Annotated in this window: 22 protein-coding genes; 14 read left to right on the top strand and 8 right to left on the bottom strand. The window is 64.1% G+C overall.

Annotated elements, in window-relative coordinates:
• Positions 1-161: 161 nt before the first annotated feature.
• The 8 genes from AC1D09_RS01810 to AC1D09_RS01775 all read right to left on the bottom strand — a co-directional run bounded on the left by AC1D09_RS01810 (position 162) and on the right by AC1D09_RS01775 (position 9,568).
• Positions 162-1,601 carry an ATP-binding protein gene (locus AC1D09_RS01810; protein ID WP_477663275.1) on the bottom strand — a complete coding sequence of 480 codons (1,440 nt, stop codon included), beginning with the start codon at positions 1,599-1,601 and terminating at the stop codon, positions 162-164.
• Between the two features lie 107 nt (positions 1,602-1,708).
• Positions 1,709-2,410 (bottom strand): response regulator, encoded by a 702-nt coding sequence (locus AC1D09_RS01805; protein ID WP_074575994.1) that lies wholly within the window; start codon positions 2,408-2,410, stop codon positions 1,709-1,711.
• 117 nt (positions 2,411-2,527) lie between these two features.
• On the bottom strand, positions 2,528-3,424 hold the full coding sequence (gene argB / locus AC1D09_RS01800) for an acetylglutamate kinase (RefSeq protein ID WP_074576764.1): 897 nt from the start codon (positions 3,422-3,424) through the stop codon (positions 2,528-2,530).
• Between the two features lie 90 nt (positions 3,425-3,514).
• A complete protein-coding gene (locus tag AC1D09_RS01795; protein WP_477663217.1) occupies positions 3,515-4,303 on the bottom strand; it encodes an NAD-dependent epimerase/dehydratase family protein in 789 nt (262 codons plus the stop codon).
• 101 nt (positions 4,304-4,404) lie between these two features.
• Positions 4,405-6,297: an NAD-dependent epimerase/dehydratase family protein gene (locus AC1D09_RS01790; protein WP_477663216.1), complete on the bottom strand. Its 1,893-nt coding sequence runs from the start codon at positions 6,295-6,297 to the stop codon at positions 4,405-4,407.
• Positions 6,294-6,749, bottom strand: a complete 456-nt coding sequence (locus AC1D09_RS01785; protein WP_477700909.1) for a serine O-acetyltransferase — start codon at positions 6,747-6,749, stop codon at positions 6,294-6,296. The genes AC1D09_RS01790 and AC1D09_RS01785 overlap by 4 nt, the downstream gene beginning before the upstream one ends.
• A gap of 98 nt (positions 6,750-6,847) precedes the next feature.
• Entirely contained in the window at positions 6,848-8,299 is a 1,452-nt protein-coding gene (locus AC1D09_RS01780; protein WP_477663214.1) for an MATE family efflux transporter, read from the bottom strand.
• Between the two features lie 15 nt (positions 8,300-8,314).
• The gene (locus AC1D09_RS01775) at positions 8,315-9,568 is read right to left on the bottom strand and encodes a hypothetical protein (RefSeq protein ID WP_477700908.1); all 1,254 of its coding nucleotides are present in this window, start codon (positions 9,566-9,568) and stop codon (positions 8,315-8,317) included.
• A gap of 515 nt (positions 9,569-10,083) precedes the next feature.
• On the opposite strand from AC1D09_RS01775, the gene tviB reads away from it, so the two are divergent.
• The 14 genes from tviB (at position 10,084) to AC1D09_RS01705 (ending at position 26,818) form a co-directional block, all read left to right on the top strand.
• Positions 10,084-11,376, top strand: coding sequence for a Vi polysaccharide biosynthesis UDP-N-acetylglucosamine C-6 dehydrogenase TviB (gene tviB / locus AC1D09_RS01770; protein ID WP_477663594.1), 1,293 nt, complete (start codon positions 10,084-10,086; stop codon positions 11,374-11,376).
• Position 11,377: 1 nt separating this feature from the next.
• Entirely contained in the window at positions 11,378-12,439 is a 1,062-nt protein-coding gene (locus AC1D09_RS01765; RefSeq protein WP_477663595.1) for an NAD-dependent epimerase/dehydratase family protein, read from the top strand.
• Between the two features lie 30 nt (positions 12,440-12,469).
• Positions 12,470-13,300: an ABC transporter permease gene (locus AC1D09_RS01760; protein WP_477663596.1), complete on the top strand. Its 831-nt coding sequence runs from the start codon at positions 12,470-12,472 to the stop codon at positions 13,298-13,300.
• A gap of 7 nt (positions 13,301-13,307) precedes the next feature.
• The gene (locus tag AC1D09_RS01755) at positions 13,308-14,531 is read left to right on the top strand and encodes an ABC transporter ATP-binding protein (protein WP_477663597.1); all 1,224 of its coding nucleotides are present in this window, start codon (positions 13,308-13,310) and stop codon (positions 14,529-14,531) included.
• Positions 14,525-15,166, top strand: a complete 642-nt coding sequence (locus AC1D09_RS01750; protein WP_477663598.1) for an acyltransferase — start codon at positions 14,525-14,527, stop codon at positions 15,164-15,166. Before AC1D09_RS01755 ends, AC1D09_RS01750 begins: the two co-directional genes overlap by 7 nt.
• A gap of 56 nt (positions 15,167-15,222) precedes the next feature.
• Complete coding sequence (locus AC1D09_RS01745) at positions 15,223-16,038, top strand: hypothetical protein (RefSeq protein ID WP_477663599.1); 816 nt, start codon at positions 15,223-15,225, stop codon at positions 16,036-16,038.
• Positions 16,031-17,821 carry a hypothetical protein gene (locus tag AC1D09_RS01740; protein WP_477663600.1) on the top strand — a complete coding sequence of 597 codons (1,791 nt, stop codon included), beginning with the start codon at positions 16,031-16,033 and terminating at the stop codon, positions 17,819-17,821. Before AC1D09_RS01745 ends, AC1D09_RS01740 begins: the two co-directional genes overlap by 8 nt.
• Positions 17,818-19,107, top strand: coding sequence for a hypothetical protein (locus tag AC1D09_RS01735; RefSeq protein WP_477663601.1), 1,290 nt, complete (start codon positions 17,818-17,820; stop codon positions 19,105-19,107). Before AC1D09_RS01740 ends, AC1D09_RS01735 begins: the two co-directional genes overlap by 4 nt.
• Before the next feature lie 195 nt (positions 19,108-19,302).
• Positions 19,303-20,115 (top strand): acyltransferase family protein, encoded by an 813-nt coding sequence (locus tag AC1D09_RS01730; protein WP_477700907.1) that lies wholly within the window; start codon positions 19,303-19,305, stop codon positions 20,113-20,115.
• Between the two features lie 558 nt (positions 20,116-20,673).
• Positions 20,674-21,573: a phytanoyl-CoA dioxygenase family protein gene (locus AC1D09_RS01725; RefSeq protein ID WP_477700906.1), complete on the top strand. Its 900-nt coding sequence runs from the start codon at positions 20,674-20,676 to the stop codon at positions 21,571-21,573.
• A gap of 10 nt (positions 21,574-21,583) precedes the next feature.
• Positions 21,584-22,309, top strand: a complete 726-nt coding sequence (locus tag AC1D09_RS01720; protein WP_477663604.1) for a methyltransferase domain-containing protein — start codon at positions 21,584-21,586, stop codon at positions 22,307-22,309.
• Positions 22,310-22,314: 5 nt separating this feature from the next.
• Complete coding sequence (locus AC1D09_RS01715) at positions 22,315-23,865, top strand: glycosyltransferase family protein (RefSeq protein ID WP_477700905.1); 1,551 nt, start codon at positions 22,315-22,317, stop codon at positions 23,863-23,865.
• Positions 23,862-25,391 (top strand): capsular polysaccharide export protein, LipB/KpsS family, encoded by a 1,530-nt coding sequence (locus AC1D09_RS01710; protein ID WP_477663606.1) that lies wholly within the window; start codon positions 23,862-23,864, stop codon positions 25,389-25,391. Before AC1D09_RS01715 ends, AC1D09_RS01710 begins: the two co-directional genes overlap by 4 nt.
• On the top strand, positions 25,388-26,818 hold the full coding sequence (locus AC1D09_RS01705; RefSeq protein WP_477663607.1) for a hypothetical protein: 1,431 nt from the start codon (positions 25,388-25,390) through the stop codon (positions 26,816-26,818). The genes AC1D09_RS01710 and AC1D09_RS01705 overlap by 4 nt, the downstream gene beginning before the upstream one ends.
• Positions 26,819-26,824 lie beyond the last annotated feature (6 nt).

The following is a 26,824-nucleotide window of genomic DNA, read 5'->3' as shown; positions in this document are numbered from 1 at the left end:
GGCGATCGAGTGGAGAATGTTTCAAAAAACCGGATATCGTTGCAATTCATTCTCGCACAGGGAAGTGACGGTTCAGGGCTTGAACAGCCCGGGTTTTAACGCGTGAGGCGTAGCTACAACGTTCTGTTTCATAACAGCGAGCGCTCACTGTGGCGGGCGGACTACAAACTCAGGCGCACCCGCAATCCGCGCGGTCCCGAGGCCTCTGTGCCGCCGTCGCCCAGCTCCAGCTGCGAATGGTGGACGCGGGCAATTTCGCTGGCGATGGCCAGGCCCAGGCCGTTGCCCTCGCCTTCCGTGCCCTGGACCCGGTAAAAGCGCTGCAAGGCCTTGGCGCGCTCATCGGGCGCAATGCCCGGGCCGTCGTCCTCGACCTCCAGGAACACGCCCCAGCGCGGATGCTCGGGGTCGCCGCCGGCGTCCGGCGGCGGCGAGCCGGCGCTGAGGCCGCAGCGCAGGGTGACAGTGCCGCCGGCCGGCGTGTACTTGACGGCGTTGTCGACCAGGTTGCCCAGCAGTTCGCGCAGCAGCCATTCATAACCCGTGGTCTGGGCGGGCTCGGCCTCCAGCCCCAGGTCTATGCCCTTGCGGGCGGCGGCGTCCAGGTGCAACGGCAGTATGGACTCACAAAGGTCCTTGAGGTCCACCCGCTGCATGGGCTGGGCGGCGGCGGCCGTGGCGTCGGCGCGCGACAGCGCCAGCAGCTGGTTGGCCAGCTGCGAAGTGCGCCGGGTCGCATTGCGCAGCTTGGTGATCTTCTCGGCCGACAGCGTGACGGCGCCGTCCGAACCCGCGGCCTGCGCCACCCGCGCCGCCTGGGCCCAGGCCTCGACCTGCGCCTGCAGCCCGGCCAGCGGCGTGCGCAGCTGGTGCGCGGCGTCGGCCACAAAACGGCGCTGGCCCTCGGCCTGGTCGTTGACCAGGCCGAACAGCCGGTTCAGCGCGCTGACCAGCGGCTGGACCTCGGCGGGCGTGGTCTGCGGGTCTATGGCGCTCAGGTCGCGCGGGCTGCGGCGCTCCACCGCGTCCTTGAGTTCGATCAGCGGCTTGAGCGCGCGCGTGACGGCCCAGTTGAGCGCAAAACCCGCGGCCATCACCAGGATGAGGTTGGGCAGTATGACCTTGAGCAGCACGGAGCGCACCCACTGCTGGCGCGGGTCTGAGCCGTCGGCCAGCTGCACGATCAACTCGCCCGCGGCCGTGTTGGCGCGCTGGGCCGCGATGCGGTAGGTCACGCCCTTGTGTTCGATGCTGTGGAACTCGGTCTCATGCGTGGCCGGCAGGAGTTCGGGGATCCATTCCTCCCCCGCCATGAATTCGCCCTGGACATCGGAAATCCGGAACCCGGCGAAGCCGATGCGGCCCTTGAGGAAGTCGTCCACGGGTGGCGCCAGCAATAGCAAGGGCTCACGCCCGCCGGGCGTGATGCCGGGCCCCACCACGGAATCGGCCAGCAAGGGGATCAGCCGCGCCAGCTGCTGGTCCTTTTGCAGCGCGACGTTGCCGGCGGTCTGGTAGTCGAAGTAAACGCTGACCAGCGCAAAAATCCCCAGCGGCACCAGCAGCAGCAAGAGCAGGCGGCGCTGCAGGCCGGACTTCATGGCCGGCGGCATCAGGCGGCTGCGGCCGGCTCGCGCGGCCAGGGCGGCCAGTCGGGCCTTGAGGCGGTCGGCCCAGGAACGGCCGGAAGCGTCCATGCGCGCGGCGCTTACTCGGCGCCCGCGCCGGGCAAGCCGGGCGCGGCTTCCGTCAGTTCCAGGCGGTAGCCAAAACCGCGGATGGAGCGCACGGCAATGCCGTGCGGCTCCAGCTTGCCGCGCAGGCGCGAGATATAGACCTCGATGGCGTTGGGCGTGATCTCCTTGTCCCAGCCGGTCATGGCCTGCAGGAGCTTGTCCTTGCTGGCCGGCTTGGGGGCGTTGATCAAGAGGTATTCCATCACCGTCCATTCGCGCGGGCCCAGCTCTATCAGCTGGCCGTTGGCGCGCGCCTCGCGGTTGGCGGTGTCGAGTTCCAGCGCGCCAAAGCTCAGGGTGGCGCTGGTGGCGGCCTGCGAGCGGCGCAGCAGCGCGCGCAGGCGCGCCAGCAGTTCGGGCAGCTCAAAGGGCTTGACCATGTAGTCGTCGGCGCCCAGGTCCAGGCCCTGGACCCGGTCCTGCAGGGCGTCGCGCGCGGTCAGGATCAGCACCGGCATGGCCAGGCCGCCGCGGCGCAGGCGCCGGGTCAGCTCCAGCCCGTCGATGCGCGGCAGGCCGATGTCGATGATGGCGGCGTCAAAGGTTTCGCCCTGCAGGACTTCCTCGGCCCGCTCGGCGCTGCCGACCCAGTCGACCGCATAACCGGCGTCGCTAAGCCCCAGCTTGATGCCGCTGGCCACCATCACGTCGTCTTCCACTAAAAGTAAACGCATTTCAAGGCCCTCAGCAATACGATGGGGTCTCCTACGAGTGCCAGCGCGGAACCGGCTTTGCCGGGCCGCAGGTGGCGCCCCCTCGGGGGGAGGCGCCGAAGGCGCTTCGGGGGGGTATCAATGACTTCGGATCATGGTGCCGTAGGCCTGGTCGGTCAGGATCTCCAGCAGCATGGCGTGCGGCACCCGGCCGTCGATGATGTGCACCGAGTTCACGCCGCTCTTGGCCGCATCCAGCGCGCCCTCGATCTTGGGCAGCATGCCGCCCGAGATCGTGCCGTCGGCGAACAGTTCGTCGATCTCGCGGGCGCTCAGGTCGGTGAGCAGCTCGCCGGCCTTGTTGAGCACGCCGGGCGTGTTGGTCAGCAGCACCAGCTTCTCGGCTTTGAGCACCGTGGCCAGCTTGCCGGCGACCACGTCGGCGTTGATGTTGTAGCTCTCGTTTTCCTCGCCGAAGCCTATAGGGCTGATCACCGGGATGAAAGCGTCGTCCTGCAGGGCCTTGACCACGCTGGGGTCAATGCTGACGATGTCGCCGACAAAACCGATGTCGTGCTCCTTGGAGGCGTCGTCCTTGTCCAGCATCTTGAGCTTTTGCGCGCGGATCAGGCCGCCGTCGCGCCCGGTCAGGCCCACGGCCTTGCCGCCGGCCTGGTTGATCAGGCCCACGATGTCCTGCTGCACCTGGCCGGCCAGCACCCATTCGACGACTTCCATGGTTTCCTCGTCGGTGACGCGCATGCCCTGGATGAAGTGGCCCTTTTTGCCCAGGCGGTTCAGCGCGGCCTCGATCTGCGGGCCGCCGCCGTGCACCACCACCGGGTTCATGCCCACCAGCTTGAGCAGCACCACGTCCTCGGCGAAGTCGGCTTGCAGGGCCGGGTCGGTCATGGCGTTGCCGCCGTATTTGATGACCAGGGTCTTGCCGTGGAACTTGCGGATGTAGGGCAGCGCCTGGGCCAGGATTTCGGCTTTGTCGCGCGGGCCGACGTGGGAGAGGTCAGGATCAGTCATGGAGGTGTCGCTCATGGCCAAAGGTCTAAAAAGGGAGGATGGCGCCATTGTGCAACATAGCCGGCGCCCCCACGGCACAGGGTGGCCGGGTCAGCGCAGCGTGGTCAGGTAGGCCGGATCGAAGCGGCCCGGGCGGTAGCCGAAGTCGCGCGTGGCGTCCTGGTGGTCGAACACCAGGTCGGCCTGCATGCGCAGCGCCATGTCGGCCGTCAGGTGCGAAAAGCGCGGATGCAGCCGCGCCAGCCGCACCGCGACACGGAAGGCCCAGATCGGGACGGGAATGAACACCGGCTTGCGGCCCAGGGTTTCAAAGATGCGCCGCACCATGTCGACATAGGCCAGGGTTTCGCCGCCGCTGAGGTTGTAGGCCTTGTTGAAACTGGCGGCCACGTCCAGGCTTTGCACGCAGGCCAGGGCCAGGTCGCGCGCATTCACAGGCTGGCGCCGGCCCAGGGCCTGGCCGAAACGCGGGAAAAAGCCGAAGCGGCGTACCAGGCGCGCGATGTCGGCCACGTTGCGGTCCCCGCCGGCGCCGCCGTAAATCAGCGTGGGCCGGAAAATCGTCCAGGCCATGCCCAGCCGCTCGCACTCGGCCGCCAGGTGCTCCTCGGCCGCGATCAGCTTGTTGACCACCTCCAGCTCATAAGGGCTGGCCGAGGCCAGCTTGGTGAAACGGCTGGTCGAGCTGAAGGCAATGACGCGCCGCACGCCGCGCGCGTGGAATTTTTCGAGCCAGCCCGGCAGCAGCCAGAGGCTTGCGGTGTGGATCAGGGCGCCGGCCTGGACCGGGGGCAGTTCCTGCGCGGGCGCGGCCAGGTCCGTCTTGAACCAGGCCAGGCCCGGTGCACGATCCTCCTCAGCCGGGGCTTGGCGTCCCAATGCCTGCACCTGAAGGCCTTGCTGCAGCAGCAAAGGAAGCAGCAGCGACCCGATAGTGCTGGTTCGTCCCGTCAAAAAAACGGCAGGCGGCGTTGTGTCTGTCATGTGCTGCCGTACCGATATTGCCGGGCGGTTTCTTTCAGCGCGTCGTCCACGTCCACGGGGGGGGCCCAGCCCAGGACCCGCTGTGTTTTCGAGATGTCCACCTGCAACGAATCACACAATCGCTGCATGACGGCCTCCTGGCCCGCCAGACGCGCAGCCCCCCTGAGTACCATGACCGGCACGGGAATCAGCTTGGCGGACTTGCCCAGCGCCACTCCGGTGCGGCGCAGCAGTCCCGAGATCGAAAGGTCCTCGCCATCACTGGCCAGAAAAACCTGGTTGGTGGCGGCTGGATGCTGCGCACAGACTGCAATCAGGTCCGTCAGGTTGCCCAAGGCCAAAAAACTGCGCCGGTTCGACAAAGCACCCAGCGGAAGGGGTAAGCCCTTGATCAGCCAACGCATCATGGAGTGGAAGTTGGCCTTCACGCCCGGCCCGTAAACCAGCACCGGCCGGATAATGACCACCTCCAGCCCGGTTTCAGCCGCAAGCGTCAACAAGCCCTGTTCGGCTTCAAGCTTGGAGATGCCGTAAGGATCGATAGGATGCGGCGCATCTTCTGCCGTAAAAGGCTGGCCCACCGGCGTCACCTCGCCATTGACCTTGATGGAGCTGATAAAGATAAAACGCCGCACGCCCGCGGCGGCGGCCTGGCGCGCGAGATTCAAGGTCAGGGCCACATTGGTCCGGCGAAATTCAGCAAGAGGGTCCGACGCGGTTTCGCGCATCAAATGAACACGTGCGGCAAGGTGAACAATGGTATCCACGCCATCCAGCGCACCCGACCAATCCGTATTCGCGTCAATTTCATCCATTGACAAGCACTCAAATTCGCCCTGCGAAACCGTGCGATGCGGATGCCGTACAACACCGCGCACGCGGTAGGCCCTTGACGCCAGGTCGGAACAAACGGCTCTCCCTATAAAACCGTTGGCGCCCGTCACCAGGACGGTCTTTCCCGCGCCCGCCGGAACGGCAGGCCGCGGCGTGCCCGTCTTCCCCGCCCGCACGCCACTTTCCGCGGCATTTTTTCCGGCCAGGCCAGCATCAGCCTTGCTGCTGAACACGCCACCCCACTTTCGCCAATAAAGCAAACCGGAGCGAACGGTCACCAGCCTCGATGCCCACGAGCGATGGGTGTCCCGCGCCCACTGGTGCACAACCTTGACGGAGGGAACATAGACGACCCCTGCCACCTGCAAAGTCCTGCGGCCTATGTCGGCGTCTTCGTAGTGCAGGAAATAATCCGGATCAAATCCCTTGATCCGCTGCAGCACGCTGGTCCGAAAGAACATGCAGGACCCCGTCGGGTACTCCACGCCAAAAATCGGTTTCTCATAGTCGCAATCCAGCATCTCAAATTCGGCAAGCGTCGGCCTGAACCACGATTGCAGCCATTTGGGGGAAAAACTGCGCAGAAACATGACGAGCAGGGTGGGATGGCGCTTGCACAGGTAGTGCCTCTCGCCGTCCTCGCCAAATACCGCCGGCGTCAACAGGCCGGTTTCGGGGTGGTCCTCCAGAAACCGCAATGCTTCCCGCAGCGCGTCGGGCGCCACGAACAGATCGGGGTTTACCACCAGGTGGTAGTCTGAACGGGCCGCTTCAATGACAAGGTTGTTGCCCCTGCCGTAGCCGATATTGCCGGGCGACAGCAGCAGGCTCACCGTCCAATCGGACATGGCGGCACGGCGTGCCTCAAGCCACTGGCCGAGATGCTCGTGCAGGGCGGCATCGCAGGAGTTGTCAACGAGGGTCAGCTCCAGAAGCAGTTCGCGATCCTGTTTGGCCACGCGAGCGGCTTCCTGCAAAGCGAGCAGTGTGCGTTCCAGCGTTGCCAGCTCCGGTTTGTAGATCACCAGTGAGGCGCTTAAAGAAAGGCGAGTCAATTTTTTTCCTGGACGTTTGCGGCTTCAGTGCGAAGAATGATTCTGGCGGGAACCCCGACCGCAACAGCATGGGGGGGAACGTCCTGCAGTACCACGGCATTGGCGCCGACTTTGGCGTGGTCGCCGACCGTGACGCGGCCGATCACTTTGGCCCCGGCGCCCAGAACCACGTCATTGCCTATGACTGGCCGCAGCGACACCGTGAACCCCTTGTCCGGCTCCGCCGTTCCCAGGGTCACCCCTTGCAGGATGGTGACATTGTCGCCAATCTTTTCGGCGCCCAGCACGGTACCCACGGTATGCGGCAAAAACAGCCCGCCGCCTATCTTGACCTGGGGGGATGATTCGATACCGAAGACGGCGACGTTTGCCATGGTGCACAGTTTGGCAAGCACGCCCAATCGCCGCTCAAAGAAAAACTCCGCCAGACGGATCAGGACCACGGGCGCCATGCGCGGGTTGAAGCAATTGGCGAGCAGCCTGAGGGTGGAAACCGGCCCGGCATGCCCCATGAATCGCTGGTAACGCTCGATATCCGCCCGTAGATTTTTCACAGCACCACCCTTTTGTAAGCGACCAGTGATGCGGCGGCCACCGCCGGGCCGGCAACCATGGCCAGCCATTGCCCAAGGGTCCAATCCGGCGCAGCCCCCGCACCCGTCAGCACCAGCATCAGCAGCGGAAGCGTTGCCACCAGCAAAAAGGGCCAGATATGCCTGCGCCGCATCAACGGATTTTTATATCCCGCATATTCCACCACAAACACCAGGTACAGAAAGTTCGGCAGCACGAAGGCCCACGCCAGCGCCGCCAGGGAAGAAAAGTTCACAAGCGCAACTTTGACAGTCGCAAGAAGGCCGAGGTTGAGTGCCAGGTCGGAGAGCAACAGGACGCGTGAATTCCTGGTGGCAAGAATCATGGTTCCATACACCCAGGAGATGCTGCGGAAAAGAACCGCGATCACCAGCACGACGAGGACCTGTCCCGACGGCTGGAACGCCGGGCTGTACAGCAGATTGATCAGCGGGCCTTTCAAAAGGACCATGCCATAACAAACCAGCACGCCGCCGGCCAAGACCAGATAGGCCGTTTTGAGCATGCAAGCCTTCTGGCTTTGCGCATCGGTGGCCCGGGTCAGCAGCGGAAGGTATATCGCGCTGCAGGCGGTCAGGAACAGCGTGGTGTAGTTGAAGGTCAATGTCCAGCCCGCATCGAACAGGCCGGCAAATGCCAGTCCGCGCGCCTCAATCACCCAGGACCGGATCAACAGCAATGCCAGGGTGGTGGAAAGCGCCGCTGCAAGGTTGGACAGCGCGAACCGGAGAAAGACACGGCTTTCGGCCTTGGCCAGCCGCGGCGCCGGCAATATGAGGGCGGGCCGGGGCAAACGCGAGACCCCGAACAGGCCCGCAAGACAGGTGATGCCGAAGCACACCACAAAAGACATGGACAGCACAAAAGGATCGGGCGGCAAGCGCCACCACCATGCGACCGCCAGCAGCATCACGAGCGCTGCGGGCCCGGCGATCTGCGCCAGGGCAAGATAGGGGTAGGAGCGATAGCCGTTGAGCACAGCCAGTGCATAAGTCCCGGCGACATTGAGCAGCACGGCCAGCGCAAGCCAGCGTACCGTCGCCACAAGCTCAGGCGCATTGGACGACAGGAAAAACTGGGTCAACACAGGCGCGGCGGCAAGTATTGCCATTACCACCATCACGCCGGATGCACCGACAAGGCGCGCCGCCGTCGCGCGAAATTGCCTGCGGGCTGCTTCTTCCGAACGCTCCGACAGTCCCTGAACGACGGAATTCGTGCCGCCAAACGTCGCGCCCACCGTGGCGGCTTGCGCCATCTGCCTGAGCTGCGAAAAAAGCCCGACGCCTTCCGGCCCCATCCACAGGGCAACGGCCTTGAAACTGAGCAGCCACAAAAAGGCCGAACCGAACACACCCGCCGTGCTGATCAGTATCCCGCCCCTAAGGTTTGCAGAGGGAGTGCTCATGGGGCCGCGCAAAACTCAGCCACGCTGCGACGGCACATGCAAACGCAAGCGTGTGAGCAACAAGCCCCAGAGAAAGTACGCAAAAATTCCCGGGTAAGGCTGCCTCAGCGTGACCTTGAAATTGCTGTCAACCAGCACCAAAAAGGCCACCAGCGCCGCAAGCCACCAGGTCTGGCCCGAAATGGATTTGCGCCGCCGCCAGACCAGGTGCGCGGTAAAGGCAATCAACCCGAACATCGGCAGGAGCGAAACCAGGCCGAAGCTGTACGTGAAATCGAGATACCAGTTGTGGGCGCTGGTCTTGACCGCGCGCGGCAGGGGCTCCACATGCCCGAACACCAGCGTGCGGGCGTTTTCGGTGATTCCGTTGCGAAACAGCGCCCAGTCGCCCAGGCGGTCCCGGATATTCACCGGCATCTTGCCCTCCACCAGCGTGTCGAACTTGCCCACGTACTGCCCGTTGTCGTCGGCAACGCTGGTGTTGGTTTTGGCAAGGCTGTAATACACGCCAACGGCCAGGACCGCCGCCACGATGCCCGCACCGAACACCACAAAACTGGTCAGGCGGGCCGTCCTGAGCCCCCACATTTTTTTGGAGAAAAACAGCAGCACAAAAGCGCTGTAAAGGCCCACGGTCAGGAAAGACGCGCTGGCGACGGCATACACCCCCATGACAACGGTCAGGCAGCGCAGCAAGGTCTTGTGGCGCTCCCAGAGGTGCACCACGGCCACGCAGAAGGCGGCGATGAAGATGACGGGCACAAACTGGAAATGCTGGTAAATGCTGAAGACATAGATGTGGTGCGTCAGCGTCAGCGTCTTCTGCCACCACCCAATGGCCAGTTGCACCGGGACCAGCAGAAGCAGCACCCACATAAAGGCCCGGGGAATCACATCCTCTTCATCACGCACCAGCTGGCCCAGCACCAGGCCCATGGTGGGCAGCAGGAACTGCGCCGCAAGCAGGGTCTTGCGCTTTTCAATGTCCAGGTTTTCCCCCGCGAACACCATGGACAACAGCATGGCCGCGGCGAGCACGGCGATAAAAACCGCCGCCGGCAAGGCCTGGCGGCGGTTCTGCGCAAGCGCGAGGATGCCGAAAACACAGGCGCCTATGGAGATCGGCAATGGCAAGGTGCTGAGCACGCCGCCGGAATCGACGACGTAGCGGGGGCTGTTGTAAATGCCGCCGGACAGCTGGATAAACAGCGGAAACAGGAGTGCCGCTCCGATCAGCCAAAGCGTTAAATTGCGGGTTCTGGGTTGCATGAGGTCTCTAGGGGGAGTTTCTGGCTCGGTCCGTTCGCTTCGCCCACGTCGCATCACATGTCGACGGCTGCGGCAAAGCCCGGATTGACGATTGTCGCGAGTATTTGGCTCGGCCAAATTGTGCCGCATCCGGGCACCCCCAAAATCCCGGCATGGCCGCATAAGCGAGCGCTTTTGCTGCGGCAGGCCGTTTTCCCCGGCAAACTGGCCGGGTTTTCCGCTTTTGCAAGCGAAATGCCGGATCGAAGCCAAATGCAGCTTAAACTTGGCGGCCGCCCTCCCGGGAACGCCGCCCGCCCCGCGAAACGGCATGCGGATGCCGCGTGGCACCCCATTCAGGACGCCGACGGGCCTTTCGACCCATTTTCAGCGAAGCAACGGCAAAAGCTAAACTGGCTGCCCAGGCGTCAAAATCCCCGACGGCCGGCACGGCAAAGCCGAGATAGAGCTATTAACAACGCGGACCGGAGTGGGCGGCAACGCCTCTTTCGAAAATCCGAAACAAGTCTTTTGATATGTCGCTGACTCACCCGAACACACTACCCGACATCCGGATCGCGATCATCGGCCTCGGCTATGTAGGCCTTCCGCTGGCGGTGGAGTTCGGAAAAAAAAGGGCCGTCATCGGCTTTGACATCAATGAAGCCCGGATCGCGGAGCTGAAATCGGGCCACGACCACACGCTGGAGACCGAGCCGCAAGAGCTCCAGGCCGCCAGCCACCTCACTTTTACCGCGAACGCGGCCGACCTTGCCGCGGCAAACTGCTTTATCGTCACGGTGCCCACGCCGATTGACGAACACAAGCGGCCGGACCTCACGCCGCTGGTGCGGGCCAGCGAACTGATCGGCAAGGTGCTCAAAGCCGGCGATATCGTCATTTACGAATCCACCGTCTATCCGGGCGCCACCGAAGAGGACTGCGTGCCGGTGCTCGAGAAATTTTCCGGCCTGGTTTTCAACCGGGATTTTTTCGCCGGCTACTCGCCCGAGCGGATCAACCCCGGTGACAAGCAGCATCGCCTGACCAATATCAAAAAAGTCACCTCCGGGTCGACCCCGGAAACCGCCGACCTGGTCGACCGCCTGTACAACGAAATCATCACAGCAGGAACGCACAAGGCGGCCAGCATCAAGGTCGCCGAGGCCGCAAAAGTCATCGAAAACACGCAGCGCGACCTCAACATCGCCCTGATCAACGAGCTGGCCATCATCTTCAACCGCATGGGCATAGACACCGAAGCGGTGTTGCAGGCGGCCGGCAGCAAATGGAATTTCCTGCCCTTCAGGCCCGGACTGGTGGGCGGCCACTGCATCGGGGTGGACCCGTATTACCTGACCCACAAGGCCCAGTCCATCGGCTACCACCCCGAAATCATCCTCGCGGGCAGGCGGCTCAACGACGGCATGGGCGCTTATGTGGTGGCCCAGCTCGTCAAGGCGATGACCAAGCGGCGCATCCACGTGGACGGCGCGAAAGTGCTGGTCATGGGCCTGACCTTCAAGGAAAACTGCCCCGACCTGCGCAACACCCGCGTGATCGACATGGTGGCCGAACTCAAGGACTACAACTGCGTGGTCGACATCTTTGACCCGTGGGCCGACGCGGACGAAGCCCGGCGGGAATACGGCATACCGCTCGTGGCGCAACCGAAGGCGGGCGCCTACGACGCCATCATCCTGGCCGTCGCCCATCACCAGTTCAAGGAAATGGGCGAAGCCGCCATACGGAAACTGGGCGCCGAAACCCATGTCCTGTATGACCTGAAATACCTTCTCCCCGCGCAGGCGTCGGACCTGCGGCTCTAACATGTCAAGCAGCAAGTACCAACAACTGCAGGCCCACCTCCCCGCCCACCCCGCCACCTGGCTGGTGACGGGGGTGGCCGGCTTCATCGGCAGCAACCTGCTGGAGCACCTCCTCAAGCTGGACCAGCGTGTCGTCGGCCTGGACAACTTCGCCACCGGCTACCAGCACAACCTGGACGCCGTGCAGGCCAGCGTCACGGCCGAGCAGTGGTCCAGGTTCAACTTCATCAAAGGCGACATCTGCGTGCTGGAGGATTGCCAGGCAGCCTGCGCCGGCGTGGACTACGTGCTGCACCAGGCGGCCCTGGGCAGCGTCCCGCGCAGCATCGACAACCCGATCGCCACCAACGCAACCAACATCAGCGGCTTCCTGAACATGCTGGTCGCCGGCCGGGACGCCAAGGTCAAGCGTTTTGTCTATGCCGCCAGCAGCTCGACGTACGGCGACCACCCGGCACTGCCCAAGGTCGAGGCCAACATCGGAAAGCCGCTGTCGCCCTATGCCGTCACCAAGTACGTCAACGAACTTTACGCCGCCGTTTTTGCCAAAACCTACGGTTTCAAGACCATAGGCCTGCGCTACTTCAACGTGTTCGGTCAACGGCAAAACCCGAACGGCGCTTACGCGGCGGTCATCCCCAAATGGACCGCATCCCTGTTGGCCGGCGAACCGGTGCTGATCAACGGCGACGGGGAAACCAGCCGCGATTTCTGCTTCATTGAAAATGCGGTGCAGGCGAACCTGCTGGCGGCCACCGCGGACAACCCCGATGCCAGCAATGAGGTCTACAACGTCGCGGTGGGCGACCAGACCACGCTCAACCAGCTGTACCGCTACCTGGTGACCTACTTGTCGCCGGACTTTCCCGCGGTGCGCAACGCCGCCCCGGTTTACCGGGACTTTCGTTCGGGCGATGTCAGGCACTCGCTGGCGGACATCAGCAAGGCCTCGCGGCTGCTGGGATACTCCCCGGCCTACCGGATCGAGGCCGGCCTGCAAAAAGCCACCGCGTGGTACGTGCGCAACCTGCAAGGCCAGGCGGCCGCCGCAGTTTCCCGTTAAACCCGCCACAAGACAGCCACAAGCCCGCACATGCATAAAGATCACACGACCGTTCTCATCACCAGCCGCAAAGGCTGGGGATTCCCGGATATCGGCGAGCTCTGGGGATTTCGCGAACTCATCTGGATACTGGTCACGCGCGACATCAAGATCCGCTACAAGCAGACCGCCATAGGCGTGCTGTGGGCCATTTTGCAACCGCTGCTGACCATGGTGGTGTTCACCGTCATCTTCGGCAAGCTGGGCGGCCTGCCGTCCGACAACCTGCCCTACCCGGTATTCGTCATGACGGCCCTGCTGCCCTGGCAGCTGTTTTCGAAGGCCTTGACGCAGGGCAGCACCAGCATGGTGACCATGGGCGGCATGATGGGGAAAATCTATTTCCCGCGGCTCATCGCACCCCTGTCGTCCATTCTCTCCGGCCTCGTCGACTTCGCCATTTCCTTCGGGATCCTGATCGCGCTGATGGTCTGGTACGGCGTCTATCCGGGCTGGGAGGTTTTGCTGGCGCCGGTTTTCATCCTGCTGGCGCTGGCCTCGGCCATGGCGGTTGCGCTGTGGCTGAGCGCCATCAACGCGAAATACCGCGACGTGCAGCAGGCCATGCCCTTTCTGACGCAGATCTGGATGTTCGTGACACCGGTGATCTACCCGACGTCGATGATCCCTGAAAACTGGAAGTGGCTATTCATGCTCAACCCGATGGTGAGCGTGATAGACGGCTTCAGGTGGTCCCTGCTGGGGGTCAAGCCCCCCGACATGCCCAGCCTGATCGTGTCCTCCCTTTCGATCGTGGTTCTGGCCATTGGCGGGCTGGTGTATTTCGCCCGCTTCGAAAAAGACTTTGTTGATCGGCTTTGAGATTCAGATGACTGCTCCGATACTGCGACTTGACGGCGTTGGCAAACAATACAGGCTGGGCGGCATGGCGCCCTACCAGACCCTGCGCGACAGCGTCGCCGGCCTTTTCTCGCGCAAGGGCGCGGCGGATGCGCAGGAAGACGACAAAGGCTTCTGGGCACTGCGCAACATCTCCTTTGAACTCAAGGAGGGGGAGGTGCTCGGCATCGTCGGCCGCAACGGCGCCGGCAAAAGCACGCTGCTCAAGCTGCTGAGCCGCATCACCACGCCCGACGAAGGTGAAATCAGGGTCCGCGGCCGTATCGGCTCACTGCTGGAAGTGGGGACCGGTTTCCACCCCGAGCTCACAGGCCGTGAAAACATCTACATGAACGGCGTGCTGCTGGGCATGACGCACCGCGAGGTCGGCCGCAAGTTCGACGAGATCGTCGCGTTCTCGGGCGTCGAGGAATTCCTGGACACCCCGGTCAAAAGATACTCCAGCGGCATGCGCGTGAGGCTCGGCTTCGCGGTGGCCGCGCACCTGGACCCGGAAATCCTGGTCATCGACGAAGTCCTCGCCGTGGGCGATGCCGAATTCCAGCGCAAATGCCTGGGAAGAATGAACACGGTCGCCTCCGAAGGGCGCACCGTGCTGTTCGTCAGCCACCAGATGGAGGCCATCCAGTCGCTTTGCACGCGGGCCATCTGGCTGGAGTCGGGCCGCATGAAGCTGGACGGACCCGCGTCGGAAGTGGTCTCCTCCTACCTGGCCTCGACCACGCAGGCCACCGTGTCGGGCATAGGCAGCAGGAAGGACCGTAGCGGCAAGGGCAATCTGCGCATCACGGACCTGACGATTGGCGACGATGCCGGCCGCCCGCCCTCCACGGGACGCCCGGCCAGCATCGTTTTTTCGATTGCCGCCAAAGAGCCGGTGAATGAAAAACTCGTGGCGCGCTTTTCGATCCGGGACAATATGGACCGCATCGTGGCCCTGCTGACCAACGAGTCCCCCGGCCAGGAGCTGGCATTCGAGGGAAGCACCGGCGAGGCCCGCTGCACCATCCCCAAGCTGGCCCTGATGTCCGGCGAATACACGGCCGACGTCTCGCTCTGGAGCAACGGCTACCTCGAAGACAAGGTCAACCAGGCCCTGGCTTTCACCGTCATGGCGGGCGACTACTTCGCCCACAAGACCTACCAGATCGGCTCATTCCACGTGGACCAGGACTGGAGCTCCAATTGCTGATACCCCGAAATTCCCGCCTCGGATTCTGGCTGCGGCGCATGCAATGGCTGTTCTGGCCCATGCGCGTGCCCCGCTGCGACGACAGCGTGCGCATCCACCCCACCGCCATCTTCACGGGTTTTCCTGAAAACGTGGAGTTCGGCCGCAACGTCATCATTGACGCCCACGCGATCATCCATTGCCACAAGAGCGGAAAAATCCGCATCGGCGACAGCTCCTACATCGGGCCCGGCGCCATGGTCCATACCGGTAAAAAGGGCGGCTTCGTCACGATCGGGCAAAACTGCACGGTGCAGGCCTATTCGCTGGTGCACGGCCACGGCGGCTGCGAAATCGGCAACGATGTCCGCATCGCCGGGCATACCGTCATCATCCCCGCCAACCACCGCTTTGAGGACACGACGGTCGCCATCCGGGAACAGGGCTTGACCAAGAGCGGGATCAAGATCGAGGATGACGTCTGGATGGGCGCGGGCTGCCGCATCCTGGACGGCGTCACAATCGGAAAAGGCTGCGTGCTGGGCGCGGGCACGGTGGTGCACAAGTCCCTGCCGCCCGGTTCGGTGGCGGTCGGCTCGCCCGCCCGCGTCGTCAGCAACCGCTTTGAATCGCAACCCGAGGCCGGCCAGGAATAGGGCAACTTGCCGCCGGCGCCGAATTTTCTCCACCCATTGACCCAGTGAGTGCTGTCATGAACCAAGAAATCAAAGACCATCTCTACGCCAATCTCGAAAAAGTGGCGATCGTCACCGACCCTTTCCCCTACTTCTACATGCGCGACGTGCTGCCCGCGCAGTACTACGAAACACTGATCGCGGCCCTGCCCCCCAACGAAAGCTACGACCGTTTTCCCGCGCCCTACGAATCGCGCCTGGGCCTGGACCTTTCCAGGAAAACCCTGGATAAATTCCCGGAAGGCGGCCGCGCGATCTGGCAGGAATTCGAAGCCTGGATCCACTCCCAGGAATTCCTGGACAGGATCACCGCCAAATTCCAGCCCTTCCTGGACGTCAACGCCGCCTACCGGAAAGAGCAGCTCAAGAAAGCGGCGATCGGGCCCTCCACGGTCCGCATCGAGCCCCGAAGCCTGTTGGTGCGCGACTACTCCAACTTCGCGATCTCGCCGCACACCGACTCGGGCAGCAAGACCATCGTGGGCGCGTTTTACCTGCCCAAGGATGAAGCCCAAAAGCCCTTCGGCACCAGTTTCTACCGGGCCCGCAACCCGGCTTTCACCGACTGGGACTCCGAACGCTTTGAGTACGCCGACTTCGAAGTCGCGTACACGGCCGAGTACGTGCCCAACTCCATGCTGTTTTTCATGAAGTGCGACCATTCCTTCCACGGCGTCGAGCAGCGCGAGTACTCCAACACCGGCCGCGACGTGCTGTTCTGGACGCCGGCGATCGCCGGAAAGCAGATCACCGACCAGCCGCTGTCCCTGCCCACCGAGCTGTTCGTGAAAAAAAGCGGCTTCCTCAACCAGGTCAAGAAACTCTTTGCCTGACACGGCCTTGCAGCAAGCCGTGGACCAGGCCGCCACCGTCGTTTTTTTCGACCGCGAGGACGTGCTGCTGGCGCCGCCCTTGCCGGCGGGCGCCGCGGCTGTGGCGCTGTCCCCTTCGGCGCTCTTCGCGGCACGTGAGGCGGGTATCGCGGTTCAGGGCACCATTGCCGCCTTTTCCCGCCAGGGACATGAAAAATGTGTCGCCGCGGCGGGCGCCGCACTGGCCGATTTTGACGGCGCCGCCGCTTCAGCCGCGCTGCCGCCTTCGGTGGCCCTGATGGCGAGGCAGTCCATCTGGGGACACGCCAGCCTCGTGCACCGGCTGCATGAAACCCTGCCGCCAGGGCCCTGGCGCGTCCGCAACCGCGCCGGCGCCTGGGTCGAGGCCGGGGACTGGGCCGCCCTTCACCAGGCCATGTTGCCCAGAATCTGGAGCTACGGCCAGGCCCATTTCATCGCGGGCGCCCGGCCGCCGTGGCCCGCGCTCTATGCGTTTTTAAGCGCAATCGCGGCCCGTATCACGGCCGGCCCCCGCGGGAAATGGGTGGCGGCCCCCACCCCCAAGCTCAAGAACGGCTTGCGCCAGGCGCTGAAGGACGAGGGCGCAAAAATAGCGGTGTTCCAGCCCACCAAAGGCTCATGGAGCGATTACGCCGATTTGTTCAGGGAGCTGCAAAACCAGGGCGCCGCGCGCACTTTCGCGATCCCGCCGCTGCACCGCGATGAAGCGCGCGTGCGGCAGGTTCTGGCAACACTCGAAGGCATGGGCCACACCCTCCGCGATGAGAAGGTCCGCTCGGCCTGGCGCCTTTACCAGCCGTATTTCGCACAGGTGGTCCCGGTCATGCTGGCCGTCATCACCGAAGGCGCCAGGCTGATGCGCATCCTCGCCGCGCCCAGCGCCACCAGCTATGAAGCCAATTCCTGGATCTCCGCCTCCCTGATGGACGCGGCGAAAAAAGCCGGCGCGGCCCGCGTCATCTTTAACCACAATTCCAACCCGCCTTCCGGCTCGCCGCCTGCCGCGGCGGTGCTCGATACCCTTTTCAGCCAGAGGACTTGCAACCGCCTGGTGGACGTGGCGGCGTTCTGGTCACCCGTGAGCGGCCAACGGGACCTGGGCGGCCTGGTGCGGAAATGCGATGTGCGCCTGGCCTACCCGGCCGCCCAAAACAGCCGCCAGCCCGGCCGGCCCCTGCGCATCCTGCATGCGGGCAACTACCAGAACTGGTCGGACTTTTTCCCATGGATCGCGGAAACCGCCGACGAATACATGGACGGCCTGTCGGCATTGGCCGATGCGGTGGAGCGGCTTGACGGCGTCGAGCTCACGATACGCGTCAGGCCCAAGCGCGAAGTCGACTCGCAAGTCGTCCTCTCCCGGCTGGGCCAGCGCCGCAATGTGGTGGTGTGCGGGGTTGAACAGGATTTTCTCGAGCAGCTCGCGGACAGCGACCTGCTGGTCGCCCATTTTTCCACCACGGTTGAACAGGCGCTGCAGATGGGCAAACACGTGCTGCTGTGGGGCAGCGCGGACCGCTATACCCAGTTCCCGGGCCAGGAGACCCCGCCCGCGCAAACATTGGACGACAGCGTTTACGCCGTCCGCGAGGCGGCTGCGCTTCCCGCCATGCTGGCGGGCCTTCGCGACGCCATGCGCGCCAGCGGCGACGGCGGGCGGCCAGCAGCGGCGTATGCTTTTGACGCGGCGACACCCGGGGTGGCGCAGCTTGCATCCTTCCTGATCAACCCAACAGCCCCGACCGAGGCGGTACACCCATGACCTTGCTATGGCTCCTGCCCATCCTCGCCGCCGTCTGCGGCATCCTGCTGGCCGCCGCCCTGCTGCGCCGCTGGCTGCCGCGCCTGCGCGCCGAATTCAGGCAGTTGCGCGCCGCCGCCCGTGCCGTGGAGGCCATGGCCATGGAGCGGGAGCTCGGCTACCAGTTGCAGATGGCGGGGCAAACGCCCGCTTTGCCCCAGGCGTCAGGAGCATCCCCCTTTGGCAAGGGCCGCTGGAGCGTGCTCGCCGGTGAGGGCGGCGGCCGCGGCTGGCCGGCGGATGCCTTTTACAAAGTGCGCGGCCTGGCCATGCACCGCGGCACCTTGCATGCGAGCCTGACCGGCCCCAAGGCCGACGGCCCCGGCGGCCAGGTCTGGCGCCTCTCCGATGAAACCTGCACACAGGTCGGCGGCGACCTGGCCGGATCCTGGCGTGCCGGCGACTCTTTTGTCGACCACCTGTTCAGCCTGGATGACAACACCCTGCTGGCCGCCGAAAAAACCGGCGTCTGGCGCCTGGCCGACGGCCAGTGGACGCACATCAGCGAAGGCCTGGCCCTGGGCGAGAAGTGCGGACCCTACAGCTTTGCATCCTGGAACGGCCGGGTCGTGATGGGCCAATGGGGTCATCCACGCGTCGCCCAGCTGGGGCCGGACAATCAATGGACTTACCTGCCCGACCCCGAAGGCGGCTGGGGCGCGGGGGTGCGCACGATTTACTGCCTGGTCGCCTTCAAGGGCGTGCTGTATGCGGGCACCGGCACCGGCAGGCTGACAGGCCCGGCCAGCGCGGTCTGGCGCTATGACGGGACATCCTGGGAAAAAGTCGGCGGCGCCGGCATCCGCGGCAGCTGGGCGCGCGAGGGCCTGCCTTTTGTGCTCAGCCTGGCCGTGTTCGGCGAGTGCCTGGTGGCCACGGTATCGCGCCCCGACAATACGCCCAAGGGTGCCTCCAGCGTGTGGGTGTTCGACGGCGACCGCTGGGGCCCCCTGGCAACAGGCGCAACACCGGCCTTGATGGCCGAGTCGCTCATCATGAACGACGCCATTGTCTACAAGGGCCGCCTGGTGGTGGCGACAGGACACGGTACACGCCGCCCCGCGCAAATCTGGATGCTGGACGGCGCGCAACACTGGCAAGCGGTGGGACCGACCGAACTGGGCAACCCCGGTTCCGGCGATGGAGGCTGGTGGGTTTACCGGCTGTGCACCGATGGCGAGAGGCTGTACGCATCGACCGCGGGGCACCGCGGGGCTGCGAAGGTTTTTTGTTTTGCTCCGGCGTGAGACGTAGAAATCAAGGTAACGCAGATCGCAGGTGCCGCCGCTGTAGAAATAGACAATGCCGTTAGAGCGTCAAGTCAGGCGCAAACGCTTTCCACGTGAAGGTGAGTGCTGGAGGTGTTAACGCACGTCTAACACTTGCTCTGTCTTAAGCTCCTTCTGGCCCGCCTGCAGAGGGATCAGCTACTATGTCGTCCCATGCTTGGCACCATCCGATTCCTGCTTGCTCTTGGCGTTGTGGCCTCCCACACACGGGGGTATCAATTCGATCTGTATCCAGATTCCGGAATCGTTGCCGTCTGTGCCTTCTTCGTGCTGTCTGGCTACCTCATGCCAGCCACGCTCGAGAAAAACTATAACGGCCAGGCGACCCCATATCTCATCAATCGGGGTCTGAGAATTTTCCCTATGTACTGGGTTGCGCTCGGCGTCGCGCTGGTGGTACTGCAATTGCTCCCCGCCTGGCGAGATGCCTATGATTTCGGCCTCCAGTCTGTACTACAAAACTTCATCCTTCTCGGGCTCAACCAGTGGCCAAACGACACTCTTTACATCGGCCCAGCCTGGACGCTGGATATTGAGCTGCAGTACTACCTCATGGTGCCGTTGCTAATGGCACTTCGCCCAAATCTTCGGTTGATCCTCATGGTGGTAATCGCGGGCGTCGGGGTGTACCTGCTTATTCACCCAACAGGCTTGCGGGCCGTTGACCGCTCATTTTTGCCCTGGTCTGTTTATTTCTTTTCCGGCATGCTGCTCTACATGAAGAAGCCCAAAGCGCGGTTCTTTGTCTCTGGGAGCCGTCTTGACAAAGAACTCGGCGAATTGGCTTACCCCTTGTTCATCTTCCACCCCATCGTCATTCAAGCATCCGGTCTTAAGCTGAGTTTCTGGCCATTGATGCTTTGCAACATGCTTCTTTCGGTGGGCGTTGCTTACGTCGCCCATGCCTTGCTGTCACCCACTGTGGCCAGGCTACGGCGGCGGACGGTAGCCCCAGTTGCGGCCTAAGTGTGTATTTCCACGCCACCGACTGAATGCCGTGTCGGATACCTGTGACGTTGTGCACCGTATTCCATTCGCCGAACGGCGCCGCGCGGATGTTGAACCGGCGATCCGCAGTGCCGTATGAAAAGAAGGTTGCGCGGCGTTGGCTCAGCACGGTAGTTCTGGCCGAACCCGACTACCAGTCCCCGCGCAAGCCGGGCATCACCTTCAGTGATCAGTCGTTTCGCGATATCGCAGAGCTGGCCAAGATTTGCAATGATGCAGGGACTGGGTCGCGGGCCTGCCTAGTGTGCAGGAAATTCCAAGCTCGCCTTGCAATGTGGGGTTGCCACCCAGGACCAGGCCGGCTCATGCTTTCGGCAAGAAGTAAGCACGGAGACTGGAAATGCATTCGCTATAGAGCTAAAGCCGCCCCTCTACGCCGGGTCGCCCGGGGAGGTAAATGAGGGATACTGGACGGCCTTTTGGGCCTCGGCTGTCCATCTAGACCCACGCCGCACGCTTTAAAATACACCTTCCCCTCCGACCACAGTCCCAGCGTTACCTGAAAGCCTGCCTGCGATGTTGAAATTCAATGTAGATAACGACAAGTTCTGGCGCGATGGCTACCTGATCCTCAAGAACATGTTTTCCGCCCAGGAGTTCGCCGCCATGCGGGAGGACGTGTTCGCCTCCCTCAAGGGCCGTGAAGAAGGCGGCGAAGCGGTGGTGGATGCGCTTGCCGATCGCCACCTGCAGCACTGGGTGTATGACGAGCGCTTTATCCAGGTGGCCAAAAAGCTTTTGGGCGGCGACAACCTGGCGTACTACGGAGACGGCGGTTACGCCGTCGTGGGCCATGGCTATACCCCCGGCAAGGACGTGGGGGGATGGCACAGGGACAACACGGACCGCTCCGACCTCGACGCCCCGGACTGGAAAAGCCGTTATTCCCTGGTGAGGTTCGGCCTTTACCTGCAGGACCATTCGTCGAGCTCGGGCGGCCTGATCGTCAGGCGTGACTCCCACAACCGGGTGCTTCGCGGCTGGAAAGCCCATTTGCATGACCGCTACCTGAACACCGGCATAGGCGACGCGGGGGTGTGGAGCATGCGCATCCAGCATGCAGGGCTGGGCCGCTGCATACGCGGTTTCCCGGGCCTGCCCCTGGGTCCTTACCTGCAGAACAAATTGCCCGAATTCATGCAGGCGCCGTTCCCGCCGGTCGAGAGGACCGGATTCTGGATTTCCTACGCGCTGGACGACCAGCACCTGCAGCGCCACTGTGAATACCTGCTGAACCGTTCCGAGCGGCTGGCCATGTGGGCCGAGGCCCGCTATTCGCCGGAAGTCATTGCGCATTGCAATGCCGCGGGCCTGAAGGTCATCGACATGCCGGCCCGGCTACGGGCGGCCATGGCCGCGGGCCAGCCGGTCGGCCAGCACAAACACCATTACCAATTGCCCTACGCGAAAGCCTGACCGGTCTCCCATGAACGATAACGATATTTCAGCCTCCCGCGCAAAGTACGCCCAATTGCACCAGGGCGCCGATGCCGTCGCGAGGTATGAGCGCAAACTCGGCAACCGGATCGATGTGCTGCGCGATGAAATCGAGGTACAGACGCTGGCGCCTTTGCTCAAGGGCACCCTGTTTGACTGCACCATCGGGATTGGCCGGCTGATCGGCAGGATGCCCGGGGTCACCCGCTACGACGGCATGGACCTGTCTGCCGAATTTGTGGAGCACGTGCGGCAAAAGTACCCCGCGTCGCATCTGCAGACCGGCGACCTGACGGCCGGCATCCCGGTGGAAACCGCCTCCTACGACAACGTGATGTGCCTGCGCAGCCTCTCGGGCATAGGCGGGCTGCCGAAAATCCTCCCGGACATGCTGCGCGTCGTGCGCCCCGGCGGGCTGATGGTGTTCGACTACGGCCGCAAACCGACCCTGACCATGGTCAAGGGTCAAAAAATGATTCTGGACGGCGATGACCTCGCCGCGGTGCTCAAGCAGCTGGACGCCTCCGTGGTCACCCGGGTTCGCCTGGATGCCGCGCTGACGCGGGCCAAGATTTACCTCAGGGTCTTCCGCTTTTTGACCGGCCCGCGCGGCGGCATGGTCTCTGACCAGATGCTGCTGAAAATCGAGCGGCTGACCGCCCCGCTGTTCTGGCAGCGCGAAATCATCGTGCTGCGCAAGCACGGCGCCCACTGACGTTCATGGCGCAGCAGCCTCCATCGCAAGCTGTTTTCGCGATCCTGGAGTACGGAGAGTTTCCCGAATTGCTCCGCATCGCGGAGGCCGGACGGAACGCCCTTGGCGCTCCGCCGCTGTTTTTTTTCGCCAAGCGCGGCTACCGCCGGCTGGCGGCCGACAGCGCCGAAGTGGTCGCTCGCGGCTTCCAGTGGATGGATGCGGACGGCCGTTTGCACGAGGCCGCCGCGCCTGCCGAGGCGCCTGTCGCGCCCGCCGGCACGGCCACGGTGGCCATAGCCGGCGCGCCCGCGCAATTGCCTGAAGGCAGGCCAGGCCGTTCCACGGCACGCTCGCTGCTGTCGGTGGGACTGGTCCCGCTGTTCGCGGCCGCCAGCTTCTTCGCGGACATGGCAAGCGCGGCCAGAAACCTGGCCCGGGAGCTCGCGAATTTTTGGCGCGATGGCCGCCGCTTTCGCCAGCGCTACCAGACGCTCTCGCGCATTCTTGAATCGCGCAAACCCTCGCTGCTGGTGGTGGGCCAGGATGGCGTGGGCAGCGACCTGTCCTTTTTGCTGATCGCAGCCGGCAAGCTGGGCATCCCCCGCCTGGTCGCGCCTTTCGCCATGTTTTCGCTGCAGGAAACCGCGGACTACGCCATGGCGCGGCCCGACCACGATGCGGCAAGGGGCGCGCTGAACCGCCTGGTGGCCAGGATGTACCCCCACTGGCTGCTGCGGCAGGATGGCCGCGAAGTGCTGCGGCTACCGGGCTACCGGGCGCTCGCGCTGGAAACCAGCGGACTGGTCCAGAGCATGCCCTGGACGCCCTTGTCGGAGCCTTCGGAGGCGGTGACCGCGGACTCAAAAGTCGCCGCCGACACCCTGGAACAGCTGGGGCTGGAGCGGTCGCGGCTGCACGTCATCGGCTCGCCGGTCCAGGACCTGCTGGCGCGCAAGCTCAATGCCCGCCGCGAGCTGCGCGAGCAGCTCGGCCAGGCCTACGGTTTCGATGCCGATAAACCGCTGCTCCTTTGCGGCTGGCCCGTCAACATGTTTGCCTGGCTGGGCGGCCGGCCGATTGCCTATGCCAGTTACGAGGAACTTGCGTCCTTCTGGGCCCAGGCGCTGAAGCAGGCGGCGGTGCGGCACGGTGTCAACGTCATCGTCAGCGTGCACCCCAAAACGCTGGATGAGGAATACCTGGCGCCCCGCGCCCAGGGGCTGGCCTGCCAGCGCGGCGGCGTTGAAGACCTGGTCGCCGCCTGCGACATGTTCACGACGCTCAACGGCTCATCCATCACCTCCTGGGCCATTGCCTGCGGCAAGCCGACCCTGCTGTTCGACTGCTTTTTGACGCGCTACCGTGATTTCCTGGAAGTGCCGGGCTGTATCAACGTGGAGTCGGGGCCGGACTTTTCAGCGGAGCTCCAGAGGATCTGCGGGGACACCGCGTGGCGTGAAAGCCTGGCGCAGAAAATGGCGGCTGTTTCCGCCGATTGGGGCCGGCTTGACGGCCAGGCCGGCGCCCGGCTGGAGAAGCTGCTGGCACAGATTGTTTCGCGAGGCCCCCTTTGAAGCGTGTTTTTTACATCGAGTGCGCCGGCGCCGTCTGGCGCTCCATCGCGGACCATTGCCGCCAGAAGGCAGCCTGGCAGCCCGTGCTCTGGACGGCGCCCGCCGACGACGGCCCGGCGGTTCTGGGCCTGGCCCCGCAGGCCGTGTTTATCGCCGGCCCCGATGCGGCGCTCGGCACGCCCGACCAGACCGCCGCCTGGCCCCTGCCCGCCCTGGACGCCGATTTGCTGGCCGCGCTCTCAAGCGCGGAAATCACGGCGCTGCACATGATGGACAGGATGGACATCGCCAGCGGCAAGGGTTTCACCCACGACCAGCGCCGCCGGCACTACTACCGCCTGCTTCGCTACTGGCTGGGCGCGCTGCAGGCCCTGAAGCCGGACTTGATTGTTTTCTCGATTTCACCCCACATTGTTTTTGACTATGTGCTGTTCGCGCTGGCCCGCCACCTGGGCATCGCGACTGTCATGTTCGAACGCCTGGGCATGCCGGGCTGGGTCTTCCCGATCGAAAGTTTCACGCAAGGCTCCGATGCCCTGCGTTCAGCGCTGAAGCAGCGTCCCGGCGCGGATGCCTCGGAACTGCCGGGGGACTTCCAGAAATGGTTTGTGAACTCGACCAAAGGCCAGGCCGACGTGCCGGCCAACTATAAGAAGAAGCTCGCCCGCTACGGCCTGCAGGGACGCGCGTCAACGCCCCCGCTGGGGCGGGCCATGTTCTATGAATTGCGGCGCGCGGTGAACCTGTGGCGCAAGTACGGCTTCGGCCCCATGCGCAACTCCTACATCCGGTCCGCGTCCTACCCGCACCAACGCGCCGGCTGGGGCGAAACACTGCTGGCCCGGCTGAGGGGCCTGCTCTTCAAGCGCCGCCTCATGCGGCGCTATGACGCGCTGTGCCGGCCCCTGGAACCCGAGCAGGACTACGTGTTCCTGGCACTGCACTACCAGCCGGAACGCGCCACGGTGCCCCTGGGCGGCGTGTTCGGCGACCAGACCCTGATCGTGGACATGCTGGCGAAAAACCTGCCCAAGGACTGGAAGCTCTATATCAAGGAACATCCCTGGCAGCTGCAGCCCTTCGGCTGGGGTGAAATGCAGCGCGCCGAGGAGTTCTACGACGCCATCGCCGGCTACCCGAATGTGGTGCTGGTGTCGCGCGACGTGGAGACCTCGGAGCTGGTTTCAGGCGCAAAAGCCGTCGCCACCGTCACCGGCAGCGTCGGCTGGGACGCCATGTGCAAAGGCATTCCCGTGTTGCTGTTTGGCGCGGCGTGGTACAGGGACGGCGCGGGTGTGCTGCCCATCGATTCCAGCGCATCACTGTCGCACGCCCTCCAGCGCATCGCGGCCGGCTGGAAGCCGCAGCTGGATGCCGTCGCGGCGCTTTGCCTGGCTTTCTCGCAAATCTGCCTGCAGGGCGTGCTGGAGCCGGAACTGGAACAGGCGGAGCATCTCGCGCACGACGATGCGGCGCAAGCGATGAGCGACGGCCTGATTGCCTTCGTGGAAGCGCGCCACCCATGAGCGCCGCGGGCACGCGTGTCTACCTGCTGTGCAGCCGCCGGCCGATAGTCGCGGAGTTCTGCCTGCTCGCGGAGAAGCTGTCGGCCCAGGGATACAAACCCGTTCTGGTGGTGCCCAACGGCCTCTGGCACCTGCTGCCCCGGCCTTTGCCGCCCGGCGCCGAATTGGTCGGCACGAATTCCCAAGCCTGGCGGCAGGCCGGCATGGTACCCCTGGCGATTTACGTCGCTTACGCCCTTGCGCGCAGGCTGGGGCGCCTGGCCAGGCAATCAGGCCTGCAACTGGCCGCGGATTTCCTGGACACCTCGGAGGCCATTGCCCGAGGCCGAAGCTTCGCCCGGCGCATCCTGAAGCTGGGCACCGAGGGTGCCGCGGTACTGACGGCCGACGACCGCGACATCCGGGTCGACCAAGGGGTGCTCTCCGAAGCGGCCCGCCTGGGCATGCGGACGCTGTCGGTGGCGTTCGGTAAATCCGACGTGGCCACCGATGCCTTCAGGCGTGCAGCCCCCGCCTACCAGCTTGCGAGTGGACCGTGGAAACGCCTGAAAGCCTCTATCGCGCGCAGCTACCCCCAGGGCGTTCGGTCGGATGAAAACGGGCGGCAGGTGCTGTTTTTCAGGCCCGGCGAATACCTGGCGCTGCGCCGCCACGGCCTTCTTTTTCCGGCGCCCTGGTCTTACGGCGGCGGGACAGCCGACAAAGTGAGCGCGACCGACGAAGCCGCCGCCGCGACGATGCGGCAGCTGGGCGTGCCCGCCGGCAAAATCGCCGTGACCGGGCAATGCAGCCATGACACCCTGTGGCGCGTGGGCCAGGATCGCCAGCGCATACGCGCGCAGCTGGACGAGAAGTACGGCTTTTCGCCTTCCCAGGCGCTGGTGCTGGTGGCCCTGCCCCCGCTCAGCGAGCACGGCTTGACCGACAACGAGCTCCAGCAAAACGAGACGGGTTTTCTGTTCGAAACCATGGCCAACCTGAATGGAAAAAACGTCCTGGTGTCCCTGCATCCCCGGCAGGAGCCGGCCAGTTACCAGGCCTTGGCCGCCCGCTTCGGCCTGACGATTGCCACCGAAGCCCTGCGCGAAATCCTGCCGGCCGCGCAATTGTTCGTGGCGTATTCCAGCACCATCTCATGGGCGCAGTTGTTAGGCATTCCTTCCGTCGCGCTTGAGTACTATGGCTTTGGATACACCCTGTTCGCGAACGAACCCGGTGTTGAGTCGGCCCTGACCCGTGAATCCCTCTATCCCTTGTGCGAGACCTGTTTGAAGGACGACAAGGCGCGCCAATCCATGGTGCAGGCCATGTCGCGAATGCCGGCACGCAGCCTTTTTGACGGAGAGGTCTGCACGCGCTTGATCCGCCTCATTGGGAGTGCCAAGGTGGTACCAGCCCATTCAGGCGCCGGCCTGAGCCATCCGTAAACAGGC

The organism is Polaromonas sp. P1_A2, assembly GCF_056406895.1.
Note: the sequence above shows the minus strand (reverse complement) of the source record. Positions and strands in the feature narration are given on the sequence as shown.